Genomic DNA, 19161 nt, shown 5'->3' with positions numbered 1-19161 from the left:
AATGAGCAAAACTAAAAAAATTCTTATCGCTGTTTCCTTGCTTGTGTTGGTATTTTCACTTGTCAGTCTTGCGAGGACTTTCTTGCGAGACTATGCCGAGAAGCAGAAAATCGAAGAGTTAACAAAGGTTTGGAAAGAAGGATCAGAACAAGGTGGAGGGGATGCAATCCCCTCCCTTTTGTTCAATAAAGGCAATGAGCCGGTTATGCTTCCCGAATTTCGAGATCTTTACGAGAGGAACTCAGACATCGTCGGCTGGCTGAAGATTGACGGTACCCGAATTGAGTACCCGGTCATGCAGAGCCCACAGGATTCGGAGTACTATCTCAATCATGATTTTGATAAAAATGGAAACCAAGGTGGTCTTCCTTTTTTGGACGAGTCTAGCCGGGCTAATAGTTCGGACATTTTGCTGATTCATGGACATCACATGAAAAGTGGTTGGATGTTTAAAGATTTAATGAAGTACAGGAACGAAAGCTTCTATCAAGAACATGCGACGTTCCCGTTCAGCACGCTTTACGAAAAGGAAGAGTATGAGATTGTTGCCGTTATTCTGTCAAAAGTTTATCGCAAATCGGACGACGTGTTTAAATACTACCAGATTGAGAATGTAAGTACGCCCGCCGAGTTCGATTCATATGTTCAGAATATCAAACAACTCTCTCTTTATGACACAGGTGTAACAGCACAGTATGGTGACAAGCTTATTGTGCTGTCCACATGCGAGTATTCAACCGAAAACGGTCGGTTAGCGGTGGTGGCCCGAAAGCGTTAATTGACGATGCTGAAACACAAAATCAATCTGCTTTATTTCGCGTTCTCACCTTAGAGGACGCGATTTTTCTTGTCCCCGAAATAAGGTGCTCATGGACATGTGGATTGAGGAATTACGCAGAATGATAAATTCTGACGAATCCAACGAGTATCAAGGATGTATACATTTGAGATGAGGACATGAAGGCCACTCCATCGTTGGGGTGGTCTCTATGCTGATCAACGACGCAGACTGGAAGGAGACGCTTTTGATCATATTATGGGGTTAAATCGACAAATCTATGTTTCTATGATAGGGTTGAAGCATCCCATAGGCATTCTACTCTTCGGAGTAGAGTGCCTTCATGTATATTATGGGTGCTTACATTAAATGTATTTTAAAATCAATTGGATCGTATATGGAGGTGGTGATGCTATGTTTCTCTCTTTAGCCCCAACAGGGGATGGTTGGATGAGTATGAAAAATGTGAAAATATCATTTAATAAAGAGGAGCGAACATAGCATGACTACTAGTTTTCAAGCGGAGAACCGCATTCCATTAAATACATCCCGACTTAGGGATTTACGTAAATCCGGGCGTTTGCCAGGTATTGTTTTTGGCAAAAATACGGAGAATGAAATGATTCATATTCCAACAATACAATTTCAAAAATGGTTGAAGCAGGGTACGTCTGGTTTTATCGAACTGCAGTTTGAAGAGAAAGGCTCATTGACTGTATTGTTGGAAGATCTCCAGCGTGATCCAGTTACACGGGATTTACTTCATGTGGATTTTCAGCAGGTCCAGACCAATGAGATCCTGCGTACTAAAATTCCTGTCAAGTTCAACGGCACACCGATTGGCACAAAACAGGGCGGAGTCGTGCAAGTTCAATTATCTTCTATTGAAGTGGAGGCATTGCCGAGACACTTGCCAACGTCGATTGAATTTGACATTAGTACTATGGAACTTGGAGAAACGATACATGTAAGTGATGCTAAGTTTGCACCAGATGTGACGGTGATCTCTGAGGGAAATGAGTCTCTTCTCTCTGTAGTTAAACCTTAACAATTCCAAATTAGCCGTACGGGTGATCATCCGTACGGCTAATTTGTGCTGATTACGAGATGTTGGCGTGCTCCCATCCTCACAAGGCGGGTAGTCTGGAATTCACCTCACGTATGTCTTTTGCTCGCGTACAGGCGCAATGATCCTGATATTTCGCTACCCTTTCAAAGTTCACTCGCAAAATTCAGGTGTAAAGTAGGTAGACTCAGGAAAGGTAATCACTATAATGGAAATAAGATACATATATAGTTAAACCTGAACTGCTAAGGTCAATGGCATAACATTTCTAAACAGGGCGGTGAGCGAAAAGAAATGGACAAATTAAAGAATAGCGGATTCTATAAACTGAGATTCTTCATCACCCCTGAAGAGTTTAAAAGCCTTTTGCAGCTTTTGGAGCATCGGCAAGCGCAATTCTATCGTACCAATGCTGCCCGAACAGAGCATGATTATAATCAGGTGTACGAGGAGTATCAGACGTTCTATCAGTATTTTGTGGCAGGAGAAAAGAGAGATGACATCCATCCCTTCTTTGTTTACTCTATTTCTATTGCATCAGATCAAGAAAGTTCAGGATTTTTTGTAAGAAATGAAGGGGTTTCTTTTCCTTATCACGGACAATGGGCAGAGGATGAACTGCCGTGTATCTTGCTTTCATTTCCGAAAGGTTTTCAAGTTAATGTGGAAGATGAAAAAGGAAAATACTATATATATGAGGATATCCGGGACCATAAGCCGCTGACCTATGCATTTTTCGATGAAATAAGAGACTCTATCAAAAAAATGACCAAATCCCTTCGCTTCTCAGCCCTTGATGCTGATGCGATGAAGGAGCAAAAGCCCTCTGTGCGTATAAGCCATGATGCAATGCACGAATTGAGCCAATCGTGGATATTCAATAAATATGGACTTGTGATTCATGGCAAATAGGAGGGGGACGAAATGATGTTCGCCCTAAAGCTTATCTGTACCTGGGTACTGCTATTTGCCTCATGTTCAGCAGTATGGTGGAGTTTTAGAACAGAAAAGCTTATAACCATCTCCTGGCTGGCATTTTTGCTACCGGCTGTCTTCCAGCTTGTTACGGCTTTCCGGATTGGTCCAGGCCAAGCAAAGTCACTCATCGTGTTTGGCTGCATCAATCTGTTGTTTGCTGGCCTTGTGGGTGCGGGTGTCTGGTATCTAGTCCAAATAGCCAATTCATATCGAAGGGGCAAATGATCAACGAATGGAAAGGGGAACTCTAATCATGAAGCCAATGCAAGAAATAGAGACACTGGCCATAGAGATTGCCGCTGCCGCCAAAACGTCTTTTTGCACTCTTTTTGAAAATGGTGAACGTTACTATTATTGTACGTTATACACTACTGGCGAGGGACATGCGCCAAGCATCTCTGCCTGGTCGTGGGAAGCTTTGGCGTTGGAATCGGCTAGGCAAGCAGAGGAAAGTGATACGCCGGTATCCACGATTGCGAATCTCATCAAATGGTCGTATGCGGATTCCCCCTATTGTTGTTTTGGGGATGATCACTTTGACGGTGTCAAACAACGATATAACGAGCGTCCTTTCATTGCGGAACTGGAGAATGATGATTGGAATCGCGAGTTGGATGTGAGGCTGAACGCCATGGAGCTGGCGATGAAAATGCTCGATGATGAAGGCGTATTTGCCTTAAATCAACCGCGAGAGTCCGTATGTGTCCTTGTTGAAGTCATGCCACCGGATAAGATTAATACCGAAATTGCCTTACGTTTGAATCGGGCGGAATCTCCGGCTATGCAAGCATGGTTGGCGGAGGCGGCAGAATAGGGCATCTGCAATGGGGGAGTTTTGACCGTCTATGATGTACCGTTTCGACTCAATTGGCCAATAAGATGATACTAACAGCAGATCTATAATTCGCGAACCACCTTTGCATAGTAAAGGGTGGTTTTTTGTGTTTGAGTTATGACATCAAGCTACTAGTTTTCCTCTACCACTGTACAAACACACTTTTTCTGCCTTGTCCACATTTATACCTCACCAAAACTATTTAACTGCATTTAATAGATTATCAATACAAAAGGAGGTTTTGAGAATGGGAAATAGAAGACCTGGAGCACCTAGAGGTGGTTATGACCCTGTTCAGATCTATAACTCGACTTCGTTTAATGCGAGTGGAGTAGTGGAGTATGCATCCATTTTTTGTAGCAACGATAGATATAGTGTTCAGCGTGACGAGACTTGGAGATCTTCCGACCGTGGTGTGTGCCTGGTAACTAGAATCACCGCGACGGTTAGAACACCGAGTGGAAATATTGAGGCTGAACCGTATACCTCTTCTGGTACGTCGTACAGCCAGTTCGCCATTATACAGGTAGGGGTAAATCAGTTCCGAGTGACACGTGTTACAAGTGCGATTAGAAAATGCCGGAAATAACCGAAGAGGGTTAATATCGAGATTAGGTACGAAACATGAAGAGACGACTTGCCCGGGCTAGCAGGCAGGTCGTCTTTTTTCGTTTTAATGTTTCTTGTACCATAATATTCTGCGGTGCATCGAGGAATCTTTCAAAAGTCGGAAAGGCCGTAAGGCTGGTCGATAATTGCCTTCAATAATCCAAATTCGCCGTTTTTTGTCGATGGCTATATCGAATCCGACTTGTCTAAGCATAGGGTAATGCTCTCCCAATCGTATGGCGGCAAATCGTGCAACTTGTTCCGCTTTGACAAGTAAGCGCCGGTCTCCAATTCGAGCTAGTCTCAGTGCCTTAAGCACTGGAATGGGGCGGTTATTCACATTGGTGACTTGGTATCCCTGTGCCGCAACTTTAGCATAGGAACCTGTCACGTTCCAAGTGGACGAGGAACCCTTCTTGCGCTGAACCATGATCCGAATGTCGAACGGCCTGTGTTTAATTTGAGCAAGCTGCAGACGCTTTTGTACAATATACTCATCACTTTTGATTGTTTGTTCGAACCATTCGAGTAACTGCTCGTTGTCTCTCATGGTGACTGTGTTATTTTCATTTTGAATACGATAAGCATTTGCACCGCTTCGTTTAATGAACAGGATACCCCTTCCGTAACTGCCATTACGAGGTTTCAGTACAACGCTGGGATATTGAAGAAGCATCTTCGTTAGCGTATCCTTCTCAAGCAACTGTGTTTCTGGCAACCGTTCAGCGAGAGAGGGCTCATCGCGCAGAATGCCATACTGCAACCATTTGTCTCTTTCAAATAACATTGGAATCACAGCCTTTTTCAATCGTCTACGGTAATTCTAATTCAAATTCGTGATCCGCATAAGTGGCCATCCGTCTAGATTTGTAAGTTGAAGCATGTCCAATCGGTCGATGGAGACCGAAGATGAACTTTTGCGAGAAACGACTGCATTCTGGGGAGGCGTTCATTCACGCTTCGAGTGGATTCTGGATACGCAGGCGCACTTCTATCACCACCGTGGACAACTGCATGCCATGCTGGTACATGTGCTAAAACGAGAGCCGAATGTACAATTGTTTGAGTAGTGCTATAGTAACCCTCAACTAGTATTTTTAGCCTATGAATTAGCTTATAAAAGAGTGCGACTTTTTTACCAATATATATACAAATTATTCGTTTACTGTATGCCTTTTCGATGTTATACTCACAATATTCAAAAAGAATCTGTGAAAATATGTCGAATTGAGGCTTATCAGGATGATTATAGGTAGACAAAACGGCGAAATGATCATCCTCATTCCATCGCTTGAACCGGATGAGAGACTTCCAGCCTATGTACGGCAATTGCGAGAGTATGGATTTACTAATATTGTTATTGTGGACGACGGATCTGGTGATGCGTACCAGTCGATTTTCGAGGAGCTTCGTGAGAACGGTTGTGCTCTGCTGACACATACGGAAAATCAGGGGAAGGGTGCAGCACTCAAGACCGGATTTGAGTATATTGGGAAGCAGTTCGACGCATCTTCCTTCGTCGTAACCGCTGATTCAGACGGACAACACGCAGCTGAAGATGTATACCGCATAGCCCAAGAAGCAAGGTTTCATCCGGATTCGTTGGTGCTCGGGGTAAGGAACTTCAGCGAGGGGAATATACCTCCAAAGTCCCTGTTAGGCAATCGAATGACCTCCTTTATTTTTGCCATGCTGTATGGTAAAAAACTGTCAGATACCCAGACTGGGCTTCGTGCCTTCGGTCCAGGGTTACTTCCGTTTATGCAGGATGTTCGCGGCACTCGATTTGAATATGAGCTGCAGATGCTTATCTCGTGCATTCAGTCTGGCATACCGATTCATACGATGCCAATCCAAGTCATTTATGAGAATGGCAATGCAGGCACTCATTTTAAAGCGATCCAGGATAGTGCTCGGGTCATGGGGGTGTTGTTCTCCAATTTCCTGCGGTTCATTTCATCATCGGTGGCCAGTTCTGTTATAGATTTGGGCATTGCCTGGTTTTTGATCGACGCGTTACGGCCCGTATTGGGTGAGCAGCACTATTTAAGAATTCTGCTTGCAACCGTGATTGCGAGAGTTATTTCCATTGTGGTCAACTATGTACTGAACAGACACTTTGTATTCCGCAAGGAGGATAGCCAGGGCAGTCTATGGCGCTATCTAACGTTATGCGGAGTAGTGATCTTGCTGTCCAGTACCGGTGTATATATATTCCATACCGTTCTCTTCGTAGATGAGAAATTGGCGAAATTCGTCTGTGATGCCTTGCTGTTCCTGCTCAGTTTCCAATTGCAGCGAAGATGGGTATTTGCAGCAAGGAGGAAGCAGTTGTAGTGCAAAACGAAAAAAGGCAGAATATCTTTTTTGTCATCACGATGATCCTGATGTCGATTTATTTGGTATGGCGTACGTTCTTTACGTTGCCATGGGGTGAAGGCGTTCTGAACGTCATTTTTGGTATGTTGCTGATTGTGGCTGAGACGGTCACCGTACTGACAACCTTTGAATTATTCTTTCAAAAGATGCAAAAAGAACGTACACAGCTCGATTTTCCAATCGTTCCGCCGGAGTATTATCCGGATGTGGATGTGTTTATTGCTACGCATAATGAGCCCGTTGATCTGTTATATAAAACCGTTAATGCCTGTACGTTCATGGATTACCCGGACAAGCAGAAGGTTCATATCTATCTCTGTGACGATGGAGCAAGACCTGAGGTGGAGGAGCTTGCCAGACAGTTTGGCGTGGGATATCTGGGGTTCCCCGGAAACAAGGATGCCAAGTCTGGTAATCTGAACAATGCACTGAGCAAAAGCTCTTCGCCGCTCATTGCAACGTTTGATGCGGATATGATTCCGCAGCACACCTTTTTGATGAAAACGGTACCCTATTTCATGCTCTCCACGTTTATTAAGGAGAATGAGGTATGGCGTCCTCGCCGAGAGGACGAGATGGACCCTAAGTTCAAGCTTGGTCTGGTACAGACCCCGCAAAGCTTCTACAATCCGGATCTATTCCAGTTTAACCTGTATGCAGAGCAAGGTATTCCGAATGAACAGGATTTCTTCTCCAGAGAAGTGAACATCCTGCGTAATGCCTCCAATGCGGTAGCCTATACAGGAAGTAATACGATCATTTCCCGGCAGGGCATGGAAGACATCGGAGGTTTTCCACTCAATACAATCACCGAGGACTTTGAGACAAGCATCCGCTTGCAGCAGGAAGGTTATATTACCTATGCGACTCAAGAGGTTCAAGCTGCCGGGCAGACAACAACAACAGTGAAGAGCATGATTAAACAACGGATTCGTTGGGCACGGGGTATCATTCAGAGCCTGCAGAATACGCGCGCACCTATATCGGGGAAGCTTCCCTTTTGGACGAGAGTAACCTACTTGAGTAGTTTCTTATACTGGTGGTCCTTCTTTAACCGCTTGATTTTCATTTTGGCGCCTATTTTGTTTGCGTTATTCGACTTCCAGATTGTAAATACAACCTTCTGGCAAATCTTAATATTCTGGCTTCCATCTTATTTCTTCTATAGTCTATCCATGCGATATCTGTCCAGCAATATTCGGAATCAGCGATGGAGTCAGGTTATCGATACCATATTTATGCCTTATCTGATCTGGCCGGTTCTCCTGGAGACACTGGGTATTCGTGAGAAAGAGTTCAAAGTTACCAACAAAAGCAGAGCAAGCGGTCGACAATGGATGTCTGCTCTGTTATATGCACTTCCGCATATCTTCCTGCTGTTGCTTTCCATTGCAGCCGTGATTCGGTATGTGAATGGCAAGTACGGCATTGCGCTGTTCTTCAGCAGTATCATTATTTTCTGGCTGATTCATAACATGATTGCATTGTGTTACGCCCTGTTCTTCATGATCGGCCGCCGTGCGTATCGGGAGACAGAACGGATTCGGGCGCAGGAAGATGTCACGATTCACGACCAAGCCAACAATCTGCGATATCAGGCCAAAACGGTGGATGTATCTGAGCAAGGTATTGCCTTCTATGTCCCATATCCCATTTATTTGGCTGAGCAGAAGATCATCTCTCTGGTCGTCAAAACCGACCGGTATGAGGCCAATCTCGATGCAGTCATCGTTTATGTGAAACAGGATGGAGAGGGCTGGCGTTACTCCGCAACGGTTCAGCCGATTGATGAGAATGATAACCGCCAATACATGCAAATCATCTACGACCGTAAACACTCGTTGCCAGAGCAGATGAACCTGTGGGATACGGCTTATGACGATATGTTACGTAATGTGAAAAAACGGATTGTTCAACCCAGATCGGATCAGCGAAAAATGCCGCGGCTTTCCCTTCAGCTTCCAGTTCATTTCACCAATGATGCTAGCTGTACGCTGCGCAGCTTCAATTATCGTTTCTTCTCCGCGACGGGTTTCCATGGTGATATTGCGGCAGGAGCGGTCGTTACTTTTTATACGAAGAGTAATATTGAAGTCATTTTGCAACATACGGGAAAAACGACAGCTCGTGAGCGCGAAGTGCTTCTCTCGGTGGAGAATATCGATGATATTGTGGAGAAGGGCCTGATCGACCAATTGTTGACTGATTTGATTGAGTCACATTCCGATCGTTCCACCAGAGAGGGTTAGGAGAGATAAAGATGCTCATTGTGCTTCATTTTGTGATGGGAGTTTTATTGATAATCTCCTTTGTTGGTTATATGCAGTTTGTTCGGAAGACATTTGCACTACGGTGGGAGTTTATCCCTGTATTTGTGTTTTCCTCGATTGCCTGCATCGTATATTTCGCTGGCTTGGCAGGTCAGCTCTTTATAGGAAGTATTATCGTGATGATACTCGGCTTGTTTCTTTTTAGAGATACGCTGGTTCGAGCTGTCCGACGAGGGACCAAGCCGAATGTATTGTTCTCGTTATTTCAGTTTTCTTTTCTGGGCGGAACGTTCATCTTTTTGCTGATTCTGTTCCAAAATCAATTGACACACTACGATAATTTCTCGCACTGGGCTATTGTATTGAAGCAGATGTTGAGTACAAATGCCTTTCCGACGCCAGACTCCAATCTGATTGATTTTAAAAACTATCCGCTCGGGACTTCGTCATTTATTTATTATGTCTGTCGCTTCATGGGGCATTCCCAGTCCGTGATGCTTTTGGCACAGGGTCTGCTTATCTTTTCCTGTTTTTATTCCATGTTTGGCATTATTTCGGAGAAGAAACGTTTTCTTCTGTACGCTTTTCTCGGACTCGGGTTATCGACGCTTTCTTTTTTCAATCTGACGATTCGGATCACCAATCTACTCGTGGATTTCTTGCTTCCGATCTACGCACTCGCGATCCTGGCGGTTATTTACCAATATCGGAATGAGATCATGAAGGCATGTATTGTTGTTCTTCCGCTTGCCGGATTGCTGACCATCATCAAAAGCACGGGTATTATTTTCGCCGCGATCGGCCTGATCTTCCTGGTGTATACATGGTTGAGAAATGGGCAACGCTCGAACTGGAAAGTCGGACTGGCTGTGCTTGGTACCATTGGTGGTTCACTACTTCCGTATTTCGGCTGGAGCTGGCGAATGGCGACGGTGTTCCAAGGCATTAATAACAAGTTCGAGGGAACAGCCTCGGTGATCAAAGCGGGCAAGACGGGAGAACAGAAATGGGAGATTCTGACGCTCTTCTTGAAATCAAGCATAGATATCACGTCCAGGCCTGTGCTCGGCATTGTACTTTTTCAACTTATCGCGATCGGAGCTTCGGTATTTGCCATTGTTGTGCTTAAGAAGAAGTGGAACTTGTGGAAAGCATTAATTGCTTTGGACGTTGTTCTGTTACTGTACTATGCGGGTATTCTGGCGTTGTATCTCTTCTCCATGCCATTGGATGAAGCAATTGTCCTGGCTGGATTTGAGCGTTATGCGTCCAGTATCGTGGTGCTGTTCGCCGGTGGGCTGGTGTTGTGCGCTGCGATCGACCTGGAGCGATCATTCCACTATCGGATCGGTGAGGTGCCTGATTATCAATCCTTTAAGACGGTCAAGACGAAAGGTCATTATCAAAAAGGCATTATCGGCTGTATGGCGGTTGCGGCGACCATCCTTTTATCGGAATACAACGGGATCGTCTCGATTGCCAAAACCTACGATACAACGCTCCCTTACAAGATTCATGCGGTTACCGGTGATCGGTGGTACCCAGGTGGGCAGGTGGATAATAATAATAGATATCTCTTCTACGCCTCAGACAGGGACCAGCAGGTCACGAATTATTACATGCAATATGTAGGAAAGTATTTCTTGTATGCTCCACATGTGGACGGGATCGTGTTGTTCTATGAGGATAATATGGATAACCTTCTGAGCGGCTACGATTATCTGGTGGTCGTCGAGACGGATCTCAACGCCAAGTGGTTGCTGAAAAAGCATTATGGCATCGACATGCAAGAGGGGATTTATAAAATTACCCGTTCGGGGGATCAAATCGTTCTTACGTTGACTTGAAATCATAGATGTTGAGATCCTGTTCCGGACATCCGGTCAGGTAAGATTGAATACATGATTGTATATAGAGTTTCCTTAAATATAGCCCGCTATAGCTAATACCTATAGCGGGCTATAACTCTTTCGTAGAACAGCTATTCCGATCGGATATGTTATATTTAATTCTATAATGATAAACGGGGAGATTAAACTATGAGCCTACAAACAGAACCTAAACAACGAACAGTCACTCCATTTCGATATGATATTGTTGGCAGTTTCCTGCGCCCGAGTACGTTGAAGGATGCCCGATTAAAATACCAGAACGGCGAAATTACCACGGAACAGTTGAATGAAGTGGAGAATGCCGAGATTGTAAAACTTGTACAGAAGCAAAAAGAGGTTGGCCTTCAGGCTGTAACGGACGGCGAATTCCGCCGCTCTTGGTGGCATCTGGACTTCTTCTGGGGACTGGATGGTGTAGAGCGGACGATCATTGAGGAAGGCTACCGATTCAACGGTGCGACATCCAGACCGGAAACAGCTCGTCTGAGTGGCAAAATCAGCTATAGCAGTCATCCATTTGTAGCGCATTATGCCTTCTTGAAAGAAGCGGCTGGGGAAGACGTTGTTGCCCGTCAGTCCATTCCAGCAGCAGCCCAGTTCCTATTCGAATTGGACCGGGCAGATAATAAGGAAAGCACACAGGCCATCTATCCGAACCGCCAAGAGCTTCTCTCGGACATTGTCGGAGCGTACAAAGCATCCATCCTGGCTTTTTATGAAGCCGGCTGCCGTAGCATCCAGATTGATGATTGCACATGGGGTGCATTGTGTGACCAACAGTTCATCACAGTGATGGAGCAGATTGGTGTTAATGTGGAAGAGTACGCCAATGAACTCGCAAAACTGAACGAAGATGTGGTATCTGGCCTGCCGGAAGACCTCGTGGTAACCACTCATGTCTGCCGCGGTAATTATGTTTCGACATTTGCAGGAGTCGGTGGCGGTTATGAGCCGATTGCGCAGACACTTCTGAGCATCGATAACTACTCTGGATTCTATCTGGAGTTTGATACGGAACGGGCTGGAGACTTCAAGCCACTTCGATTCCTGAAGGACAATCAGCAGGTCGTACTTGGCCTCTTCTCTTCCAAATTCGGAGAGTTGGAGAACAAGGAAGATATCCTGAAACGGATTGAGGAAGCTACACAATATGTTGATCTGGATCGAATCTGCCTGAGCCCACAATGCGGCTTCGCTTCCACGGAAGAAGGCAACCATCTGACCGAGGAACAACAATGGCGCAAGCTTTCCTTCATTAAGGAAATTGCTGAAGAGCTTTGGAAGTAACATTTGCAGCGTCATTCATTATTCACGCATTTGTTTATGTATAAGAAAAAATCGCTAAAAAGCCGTACGGACCATCATCCGTATGGCTTTTTGGTGTAAATCCTCATTGTAGAGTGGATGTTTGATCAGAGTCCATAACAGCCAAGAGAGTGAAGCAATGGGTAGAGATGAGAATAACGGATCAGGGAAGCGGCATGACTGAGGAAGAGGTGGTGGACCAAAAATAAAATAGCGACAGTTAGGACAAAGGGATCTTTGTCGCAACTGCCGCTATTTGTCTATTTCGCATGATATCGTCCTTTAGGCACCACCATCGGTGATCCCGAAACGGGGTCTTCTATGACCGTACATTCCAATCCAAAATGTCTTTAACCTGTGGGGCGGTTATTACCTCTGCGGGCTTACCCTTAGCCACAAGTTTTCCGGTATGAAGCACAGAGGGTTACATTCCTTGATGAAGTAGTCCATTATCCGTTCTTTTTATTAAATTAGGATGAAAATAATATCCATGTATTACATTCCAGATCATGGTATATTTGTATTATTAAATAATGTAAGGAGATTCTACATGCATAATCAAATCATCAAAAAGTTGATCGTACTTTGTTTGGTTTTTGTATTATTACCGGCAACGAGCGTTTTGGCTGCGTCGTCGCTTATTAAGGACCCGGTCTTGGCCAAAGTTATTCGAGCAGATCTGAAGATGTCGGCTAAGAAGGAAATAAAGGCTGCCGATTTGAAAAAATTAAAATCTCTATATGCTATGGAATTAAAAAGTAAGATTTCTAACCTGCGAGGCCTTGAACATGCCGTTAATATGACGGATCTATTCTTGCCTGGTCAAAATATAAAAAATATTAAGCCACTCAACAAGTTAAAGAAATTGACGTTCTTAGCTATTGAAGGCAATCAGATTGCAGATATCTCGCCACTTTTAGGTCTGACTAGTCTGCAAAATCTGGTTATGGACGATAACAAAATCAAAAGCCTGGCTCCATTAAAAAATATGCATAAGCTGACCAGTTTGCTCGCCAGTGGTAATCAGGTGACTGATCTAAGTCCTCTTCAGAAGTTAAAGCTGGAATGGGTCATTATGAACGATAATAAAATTCAAGATCTGACACCTTTCAAGAACCATCCAACCTTGGAGTATCTATATGTAGAAAATAACCTCATTGAGGATATTGCAGTGCTCGAAACCATCCCACATCTAACAGAAGTATATTTGGCTAACAATCCGCTGAATGATCGAGCAGAACAGGTTGTGAAAAACTTGGAGAAGAAAGGCGTCCTTGTAAGTCTGGTAAGCGATGAAGCGGATCAGGCGGCGAAGTAGTTTCGATTAGAGAAGATGTATATGTATATGTAAGAAGAAGTTAATTCCTCATTATATTGAACAAAAACAAAGAAGGCCGCAGATATTCTGACGGCCTTCTTTAATTATGTTGGACAGAAACGCTCGGTAACAACTTAACGCCCGTCCCACAACAATATTATTCCACTACGATCTCCTTCACCGTCTCCCCCTCAACCAGCACTGGCTGATAGTAGGTGTTTGTTGGCAGATCCTTTTTGCCTTGCAGCTTCTTGATCACCCAGTCGGCAGCATCACGGCCCATTTGCTCTTGAGGATGGGTTAGCGTTGTAAGCCTGATGTTGGCGTTCTTGGCGATGTACGAATTGTCCTGCCCAATGATGGATAACTCATCCGGGATCGAGATGCCGAGTTGCCTGCAGGCGTTCACGACCTCCAGTCCCACCTCATCGTTGTAACAGACAATCGCGGTGAGCGAATCCCTGTTTTCGTCCAGATACGTTGCTACATTAGAGGATAAATCCGGTTTCGATGCGGTATCAAAGGAAAGCACTTGCTCAGGATGGAACCGTAACTTCGCTTCACCCAGCGCCTTGATGTACCCCTTCATCCGGTACTTGCCTTGTAGATCATCCATTTTGGCAATAATGCCGATCTGGGTATGGCCTTTAGAGATCAATTCCCGAGTGGCAAGATAACTAGATTGCACGTCATCCAGGCAGAAGAACGGAACCTCCAGCTCCTCATAAAATGCATTAATCATCGTAAACGGCACATCCTGCTCTTTGAAGGACAGGTAGTATGCAATGTTTGGGTTATACAGATTACTTTTGGTTGGTTCGACGATCAGGCCATCCACGCCGTAGGAGAGCATCATTTCGAGCGCTTTTTTCTCCTGTGCTACATCATTATTAGTACTGGCCAGCAGTAACGAGTAGTTGTCCTCATTCAGACGACTCTCAATACCGCGAATGATGGACGGAAAGATGTAATCCGAGATGTATGTCGTGATCACACCAATCGTTTTCTTCGATGTGTTGCCGCCTGATCGAGAGCGATACTGATTGCTAACGTAGGTCCCTGAACCTTTTTCGCTTCGTAAAAATCCTTCGTTTGATAACTCCAAAATAGCCTTCCGCACGGTCTGGCGACTTACGGTGTAGCTTTCCTGTAATGCCAACTCGGTGGGGATCTGCTCGCCTATGCTATATGTCCCCGAAAGGATATGACTCTTTATATCATCAATGATGACCTGGTATTTTGGCTTCACGTAGTCCACTTCTTTCATCGTTACTCATCTATATCAACGTTGTTGTTCAAATAGTTGTACGTACATATTTTAGCATGATTCAGATAGGATGAAAATAAAACCGAACATTTTTCAAAATAAACCGTACATATCCAGCCTTTTTGGATGGAGGTGTACCTTACAGCATAGCCTTTTTATAGCCATATAAGAACTTTGAATGGTCAAAATGAGCACATTATTTGTCCTTTGTAAGTATAACTATTATATATTATTGACAAATGTACGTACAAAAAATATACTAAGGCTGTCAGAAAAGGAAAGCGCATTCTTTGAAAACACAACAGGAAGCATTTATACAAAATTCATTATTAGCTACTGCCATAAGTAAAAGCTTCACCTTATATATGCATCCTTTGGGATGTGAAATCGCGACCGGAGAGGGGATACACGTGATTATGAGTCAATTGGACTTGAAAGAAGCCATTACCAAGGGCGCTACTTCGCTCGGAATTGAATTTGGATCAACGCGGATTAAGGCGGTATTGATTGATGATCGTTTTGAGACCATCGCGTCAGGCAGTTATGAATGGGAGAACCTCCTGAAAGATGGATATTGGACGTACAACCAGGAGGATATCATCACAGGTCTGCAAACGGCTTATCGTGAGATGAAGCAAGATGTGGAACAGAAATACGGAATCACGCTGCGCACGGTCGGGTCTATCGGATTCTCGGCCATGATGCACGGATATATCGCTTTGGATAGCGCTGGTGAACTGTTGGTACCTTTCCGCACGTGGCGTAACGCTACGACGGGAGCAGCTGCAAGAGAGCTAACGGAACTTCTGCAATTCAATATTCCGGAACGCTGGAGCATTGCCCACTTGTATCAAGCGATTTTGAACGAAGAGGTGCATGTGCCACAGATCGATCACCTGACAACTTTGGCTGGATACATCCACTGGTTGCTGACGGGCAATAAGGCGATTGGGATCGGCGATGCATCAGGCATTTTCCCAATTGACGAGTCTACACATAACTATCACCCATCCATGATCCAACAGTTCGACGAACAGATCGCAGGCAAAGGTTATCCGTGGAAAGTCGAGGACCTTCTGCCCAAGGTATATCTCGCTGGTGAGAATGCAGGTGTATTGACGGAAGCGGGAGCCAAGTTGCTCGACCCTTCGCAAGATCTGCAAGCAGGCATTCCGCTCTGCCCGCCAGAAGGCGATGCCGGAACGGGTATGGTGGCAACAAATAGCGTGAGAAAACGTACGGGGAACATCTCCGTTGGCACATCCGTATTTGCGATGATCGTACTGGAGAAGGAATTGTCCAAAGTGTATCCCGAGATCGATATGGTCACCACGCCGGATGGCAGTCCAGTAGGGATGGTGCATGCCAACAACTGTTCCAGTGATATCAATGCATGGGTTGGACTGTTCCGTGAATTCTCTCAAGCAATGGGATATGAAGTGGATAACGCCAAGTTGTTTAGCGTGTTGTTTAACAAGGCTTTGGAGGCAGACCCTGATGGTGGTGGCTTGCTCAGCTACGGTTACTACTCAGGTGAGAACATTACGGGACTTGAGAAAGGCCGTCCATTGTTCGTCCGCTCCCCGGAAAGCAACTTCAATCTGGCAAACTTCATGCGGACACATCTGTTCAGTGCCTTCGGTGCACTCAAGTTGGGTATGGACATTTTGACGGAGGAAGAGGATGTGGCGATTGACAGCATTTTGGCTCACGGTGGCCTGTTCAAAACGCCTGTCGTCGGGCAACGGATTGTAGCTGCTGCGATGAACGTACCGGTGTCGGTAATGTCTACCGCTGGTGAAGGCGGCGCATGGGGCATGGCGCTTCTGGCTTCCTACATGATCAACAAGGATCAAGAGGAGAGCCTGGATGTGTTCCTGGAGCAGAAAGTCTTTAACGATGTGGAGGGTGTCGAAGTGGCGCCGGATGCATCGGATGTGAAAGGCTTTGAAGCATTTATCGAACGCTATCGGAGTGGACTTGCGATTGAGCAATCAGCCGTGGATCATCTGGTAGAGAACGGGAGGGAATAACATGTTAGAACAACTGAAAGAAGAGGTATTCCAGGCGAATCTGGAACTGCCAAAGCACGGACTTGTGAAATTCACATGGGGTAACGTCAGCGCAATCGATCGGGAAAGCGGTCTGTTCGTGATCAAACCAAGTGGCGTCAGCTACGATACGATGAAAGCAAGCGACATGGTTGTGGTTGATCTGGACGGTAACGTCGTGGAGGGTGAGATGCGACCTTCCTCGGACACCGCAACACATGCCGTACTATATAAGCATTACTCGGAGATTGGCGGCATTGTGCACACACACTCCACATGGGCGACCATCTGGGCGCAAGCCGGACTGGACGTACCTGTGATGGGCACCACGCATGCAGACACGTTCTATGGGGCTGTGCCTTGTGCACGTTTCCTGAATCAGGACGAGGTTGATCGTGGATACGAAGCGGAGACAGGACGCGTCATTATTGAAACGTTTGAACAGCGTGGCATTGATGTTATGGCTGTTCCAGCAGTATTGCTCCATGGTCATGCACCGTTTACGTGGGGGAAAGATGCCAAGTCTGCGGTGGTGAACAGCGTCGTGCTGGAAGAGGTATGCAAAATGAACCTGTACGCGCGGCAATTGAATAACTTTGCGAAGGAACTGCCACAAGGCATTTTGGATAAACACTATCTGCGAAAACACGGAAAAGACGCGTATTACGGACAAAAGTAATTAGTTTGTGTATCGATCGGATGACACTAATCCAATCGAATAGGTCTTGTGCTACTACTGCCAACGAAGTTGTATAAAACTTTTACACGATAACGGAGAAGACAGAAGAAAGCTGGAGAAGCGGAGCGTTCACCTTTATCCCCGGATTTTCCCTTTAGAAAAGGGAATCAAAAAAATCTGGGGATAACAGTGATCGGAAGATTATTCTGGCTGCGCAGTGGTCCAGTGTAACCCATTTATTCAACTATAAAATAATGAAATGAGGATGATTATATGTCAGCAACAAAAGAATTCTGGTTTGTGGTCGGTTCACAGCACTTGTACGGAGAAGAAGCACTGGGCGAAGTAAAAGCCAACGCACAGAAAATTACGGATGCCCTTAATGCAAGTGGCGTACTGCCGTACCCGCTCGTATTGCAGGATCTGGCGGTAAGCGCAGATAAAATCACGAGCACGATGAAAGAAGTCAATTATCGCGACGAAGTAGCAGGTGTGATCACATGGATGCATACGTTTTCCCCAGCGAAAATGTGGATTCGTGGTACAAAATTGTTGCAAAAACCTTTGCTGCACTTGGCAACCCAATTCAACGAAAGCATTCCTTGGGCAACCATCGATATGGACTTCATGAACTTGAACCAAGCGGCACACGGTGACCGTGAATATGGCTTCATTAATGCCCGTCTGAGAAAACAAAATAAAATCGTTGTTGGCTACTGGGAGCGCCCAGAAGTGCAACAACAGGTTGCTGACTGGATGGACGTAGCGGTAGCTTATAATGAAAGCTTTAACATCAAAGTAGCGCGCTTCGGCGATAACATGCGCAACGTGGGCGTAACCGAAGGTGATAAAGTGGAAGCACAGATCCAATTCGGATGGACGGTTGATTACTTTGGCATTGGCGACCTCGTGCAATACGTGAACGCTGTAACAGAGCAGGAAATCGATGATTTGATCGCTCAGTATGGAGACCTCTACGAATTCGATTACGGCACGAACAGCAAGGAAGCTTGGGAAGCCAGCGTACGTGTGCAAGCGAGCTATGAAATTGCGATCAAACGTTTCCTGGACGAAGGTGGATATAGTGCGTTCACTACGAACTTCGAGGATCTGCATGGCATGAAACAACTTCCGGGCTTGGCAGTGCAACGCCTGATGGCTCAAGGGTACGGATTTGCCGGTGAGGGTGACTGGAAAACGGCTGCGCTGGATCGCTTGCTGAAAATCATGGCCCATAACGAGAACACAGGCTTCATGGAAGATTACACATACGAGATGGCTGCCGGACAGGAAGCTATCCTGCAATCTCACATGCTTGAAGTAGATCCGACACTTGCCAGCACCAAACCGAGAATTATCGTGTCCCCACTGGGCATTGGCGATCGTGAAGATCCGGCACGTCTTGTATTCGATGGTAAAGCAGGCGAAGGTGTCGTGGTATCCATGGCAGACTTCGGTACACATTACAAACTGCTGATCAACGAAGTATCTGCTTTTGAACCAACCGTTCCAGCACCTAATCTGCCAGTAGCACGTGTTCTGTGGAGCGTGAAGCCGAACTTCCAAGATGGAGTGAAGGCATGGATCGAAAATGGTGGTGGTCACCATACAGTTGTATCCTTGAACCTGACGACAGACCAGATCGTGACGTATGCGAAGCTAGTGAATCTGGAGTACGTTATTATTAAGTAAAAGTGGAGTGGCAGCTACTGCCTGAACTCAACCAATTTTTTT

The 19161-nt window shown here is 45.4% G+C and carries 17 protein-coding genes; 15 read left to right on the top strand and 2 right to left on the bottom strand.

Annotated features, from left to right (window positions below; translation table 11 throughout):
• The first annotated feature begins 1 nt into the window (after window position 1).
• The 6 genes from srtB to MHI52_RS30700 all read left to right on the top strand — a co-directional run bounded on the left by srtB (window position 2) and on the right by MHI52_RS30700 (window position 4246).
• A complete protein-coding gene (gene srtB, locus MHI52_RS30725) occupies window positions 2–778 on the top strand; it encodes a class B sortase (protein WP_405158224.1) in 777 nt (258 codons plus the stop codon).
• A gap of 502 nt (window positions 779–1280) precedes the next feature.
• On the top strand, window positions 1281–1826 hold the full coding sequence (locus tag MHI52_RS30720; protein ID WP_076252115.1) for a 50S ribosomal protein L25: 546 nt from the start codon (window positions 1281–1283) through the stop codon (window positions 1824–1826).
• Between the two features lie 312 nt (window positions 1827–2138).
• The gene (locus MHI52_RS30715; protein ID WP_405158223.1) at window positions 2139–2756 is read left to right on the top strand and encodes a hypothetical protein; all 618 of its coding nucleotides are present in this window, start codon (window positions 2139–2141) and stop codon (window positions 2754–2756) included.
• Window positions 2757–2768: 12 nt separating this feature from the next.
• Window positions 2769–3047: a hypothetical protein gene (locus MHI52_RS30710; RefSeq protein ID WP_282319791.1), complete on the top strand. Its 279-nt coding sequence runs from the start codon at window positions 2769–2771 to the stop codon at window positions 3045–3047.
• 28 nt (window positions 3048–3075) lie between these two features.
• Window positions 3076–3636, top strand: coding sequence for a DUF4303 domain-containing protein (locus MHI52_RS30705; protein ID WP_340983831.1), 561 nt, complete (start codon window positions 3076–3078; stop codon window positions 3634–3636).
• A 268-nt stretch (window positions 3637–3904) separates the two neighbouring features.
• Window positions 3905–4246: a hypothetical protein gene (locus tag MHI52_RS30700; protein ID WP_047841001.1), complete on the top strand. Its 342-nt coding sequence runs from the start codon at window positions 3905–3907 to the stop codon at window positions 4244–4246.
• A gap of 84 nt (window positions 4247–4330) precedes the next feature.
• Here the strand turns inward: MHI52_RS30700 and MHI52_RS30695 are convergent, their stop codons facing one another.
• Window positions 4331–5053 (bottom strand): YheC/YheD family protein, encoded by a 723-nt coding sequence (locus MHI52_RS30695; RefSeq protein ID WP_405158222.1) that lies wholly within the window; start codon window positions 5051–5053, stop codon window positions 4331–4333.
• Between the two features lie 94 nt (window positions 5054–5147).
• Here MHI52_RS30695 and MHI52_RS30690 point away from each other — a divergent pair, with 94 nt between their 5' ends.
• From MHI52_RS30690 to MHI52_RS30665, 6 genes are all read left to right on the top strand, one after another.
• On the top strand, window positions 5148–5336 hold the full coding sequence (locus tag MHI52_RS30690) for a hypothetical protein (protein WP_405158221.1): 189 nt from the start codon (window positions 5148–5150) through the stop codon (window positions 5334–5336).
• A 172-nt stretch (window positions 5337–5508) separates the two neighbouring features.
• A complete protein-coding gene (locus MHI52_RS30685) occupies window positions 5509–6603 on the top strand; it encodes a GtrA family protein (RefSeq protein ID WP_405158220.1) in 1095 nt (364 codons plus the stop codon).
• The gene (locus MHI52_RS30680) at window positions 6603–8894 is read left to right on the top strand and encodes a glycosyltransferase family 2 protein (RefSeq protein WP_405158219.1); all 2292 of its coding nucleotides are present in this window, start codon (window positions 6603–6605) and stop codon (window positions 8892–8894) included. Before MHI52_RS30685 ends, MHI52_RS30680 begins: the two co-directional genes overlap by 1 nt.
• 35 nt (window positions 8895–8929) lie before the next feature.
• Entirely contained in the window at window positions 8930–10762 is a 1833-nt protein-coding gene (locus tag MHI52_RS30675) for a hypothetical protein (protein ID WP_405158218.1), read from the top strand.
• 192 nt (window positions 10763–10954) lie between these two features.
• A complete protein-coding gene (locus tag MHI52_RS30670) occupies window positions 10955–12094 on the top strand; it encodes a 5-methyltetrahydropteroyltriglutamate--homocysteine S-methyltransferase (protein WP_036671834.1) in 1140 nt (379 codons plus the stop codon).
• A 568-nt stretch (window positions 12095–12662) separates the two neighbouring features.
• Window positions 12663–13430, top strand: coding sequence for a leucine-rich repeat domain-containing protein (locus tag MHI52_RS30665; protein ID WP_405158217.1), 768 nt, complete (start codon window positions 12663–12665; stop codon window positions 13428–13430).
• A 157-nt stretch (window positions 13431–13587) separates the two neighbouring features.
• Here the strand turns inward: MHI52_RS30665 and MHI52_RS30660 are convergent, their stop codons facing one another.
• Window positions 13588–14679 carry a GntR family transcriptional regulator gene (locus MHI52_RS30660; protein ID WP_405159437.1) on the bottom strand — a complete coding sequence of 364 codons (1092 nt, stop codon included), beginning with the start codon at window positions 14677–14679 and terminating at the stop codon, window positions 13588–13590.
• Between the two features lie 434 nt (window positions 14680–15113).
• On the opposite strand from MHI52_RS30660, the gene MHI52_RS30655 reads away from it, so the two are divergent.
• From MHI52_RS30655 to araA, 3 genes are all read left to right on the top strand, one after another.
• Entirely contained in the window at window positions 15114–16730 is a 1617-nt protein-coding gene (locus MHI52_RS30655) for a xylulokinase (RefSeq protein ID WP_405158216.1), read from the top strand.
• Between the two features lies 1 nt (window position 16731).
• On the top strand, window positions 16732–17427 hold the full coding sequence (locus tag MHI52_RS30650) for an L-ribulose-5-phosphate 4-epimerase (protein ID WP_036611813.1): 696 nt from the start codon (window positions 16732–16734) through the stop codon (window positions 17425–17427).
• Window positions 17428–17700: 273 nt separating this feature from the next.
• Window positions 17701–19119, top strand: a complete 1419-nt coding sequence (araA, locus tag MHI52_RS30645) for an L-arabinose isomerase (protein ID WP_405158215.1) — start codon at window positions 17701–17703, stop codon at window positions 19117–19119.
• The last annotated feature ends 42 nt before the right edge of the window (window positions 19120–19161 follow it).

Origin of the sequence: Paenibacillus sp. FSL H8-0283, assembly GCF_045040675.1 — a bacterium.
GTDB lineage: Bacteria > Bacillota > Bacilli > Paenibacillales > Paenibacillaceae > Paenibacillus > Paenibacillus amylolyticus.
The sequence above is the reverse complement of the archived record's forward strand: the minus strand, read 5'-3'. Positions and strand labels throughout refer to the sequence as shown.

Coding starts and splice junctions, on each gene's coding strand:
- srtB (WP_405158224.1), top strand. CDS start 2: ATGAGCAAAACTAAAAAAATTCTTATCGCTGTTTCCTTGCTTGTGTTG.
- MHI52_RS30720 (WP_076252115.1), top strand. CDS start 1,281: ATGACTACTAGTTTTCAAGCGGAGAACCGCATTCCATTAAATACATCC.
- MHI52_RS30715 (WP_405158223.1), top strand. CDS start 2,139: ATGGACAAATTAAAGAATAGCGGATTCTATAAACTGAGATTCTTCATC.
- MHI52_RS30710 (WP_282319791.1), top strand. CDS start 2,769: ATGATGTTCGCCCTAAAGCTTATCTGTACCTGGGTACTGCTATTTGCC.
- MHI52_RS30705 (WP_340983831.1), top strand. CDS start 3,076: ATGAAGCCAATGCAAGAAATAGAGACACTGGCCATAGAGATTGCCGCT.
- MHI52_RS30700 (WP_047841001.1), top strand. CDS start 3,905: ATGGGAAATAGAAGACCTGGAGCACCTAGAGGTGGTTATGACCCTGTT.
- MHI52_RS30695 (WP_405158222.1), bottom strand. CDS start 5,053: ATGTTATTTGAAAGAGACAAATGGTTGCAGTATGGCATTCTGCGCGAT.
- MHI52_RS30690 (WP_405158221.1), top strand. CDS start 5,148: ATGTCCAATCGGTCGATGGAGACCGAAGATGAACTTTTGCGAGAAACG.
- MHI52_RS30685 (WP_405158220.1), top strand. CDS start 5,509: ATGATTATAGGTAGACAAAACGGCGAAATGATCATCCTCATTCCATCG.
- MHI52_RS30675 (WP_405158218.1), top strand. CDS start 8,930: ATGGGAGTTTTATTGATAATCTCCTTTGTTGGTTATATGCAGTTTGTT.
- MHI52_RS30670 (WP_036671834.1), top strand. CDS start 10,955: ATGAGCCTACAAACAGAACCTAAACAACGAACAGTCACTCCATTTCGA.
- MHI52_RS30665 (WP_405158217.1), top strand. CDS start 12,663: ATGCATAATCAAATCATCAAAAAGTTGATCGTACTTTGTTTGGTTTTT.
- MHI52_RS30655 (WP_405158216.1), top strand. CDS start 15,114: ATGAGTCAATTGGACTTGAAAGAAGCCATTACCAAGGGCGCTACTTCG.
- MHI52_RS30650 (WP_036611813.1), top strand. CDS start 16,732: ATGTTAGAACAACTGAAAGAAGAGGTATTCCAGGCGAATCTGGAACTG.
- araA (WP_405158215.1), top strand. CDS start 17,701: ATGTCAGCAACAAAAGAATTCTGGTTTGTGGTCGGTTCACAGCACTTG.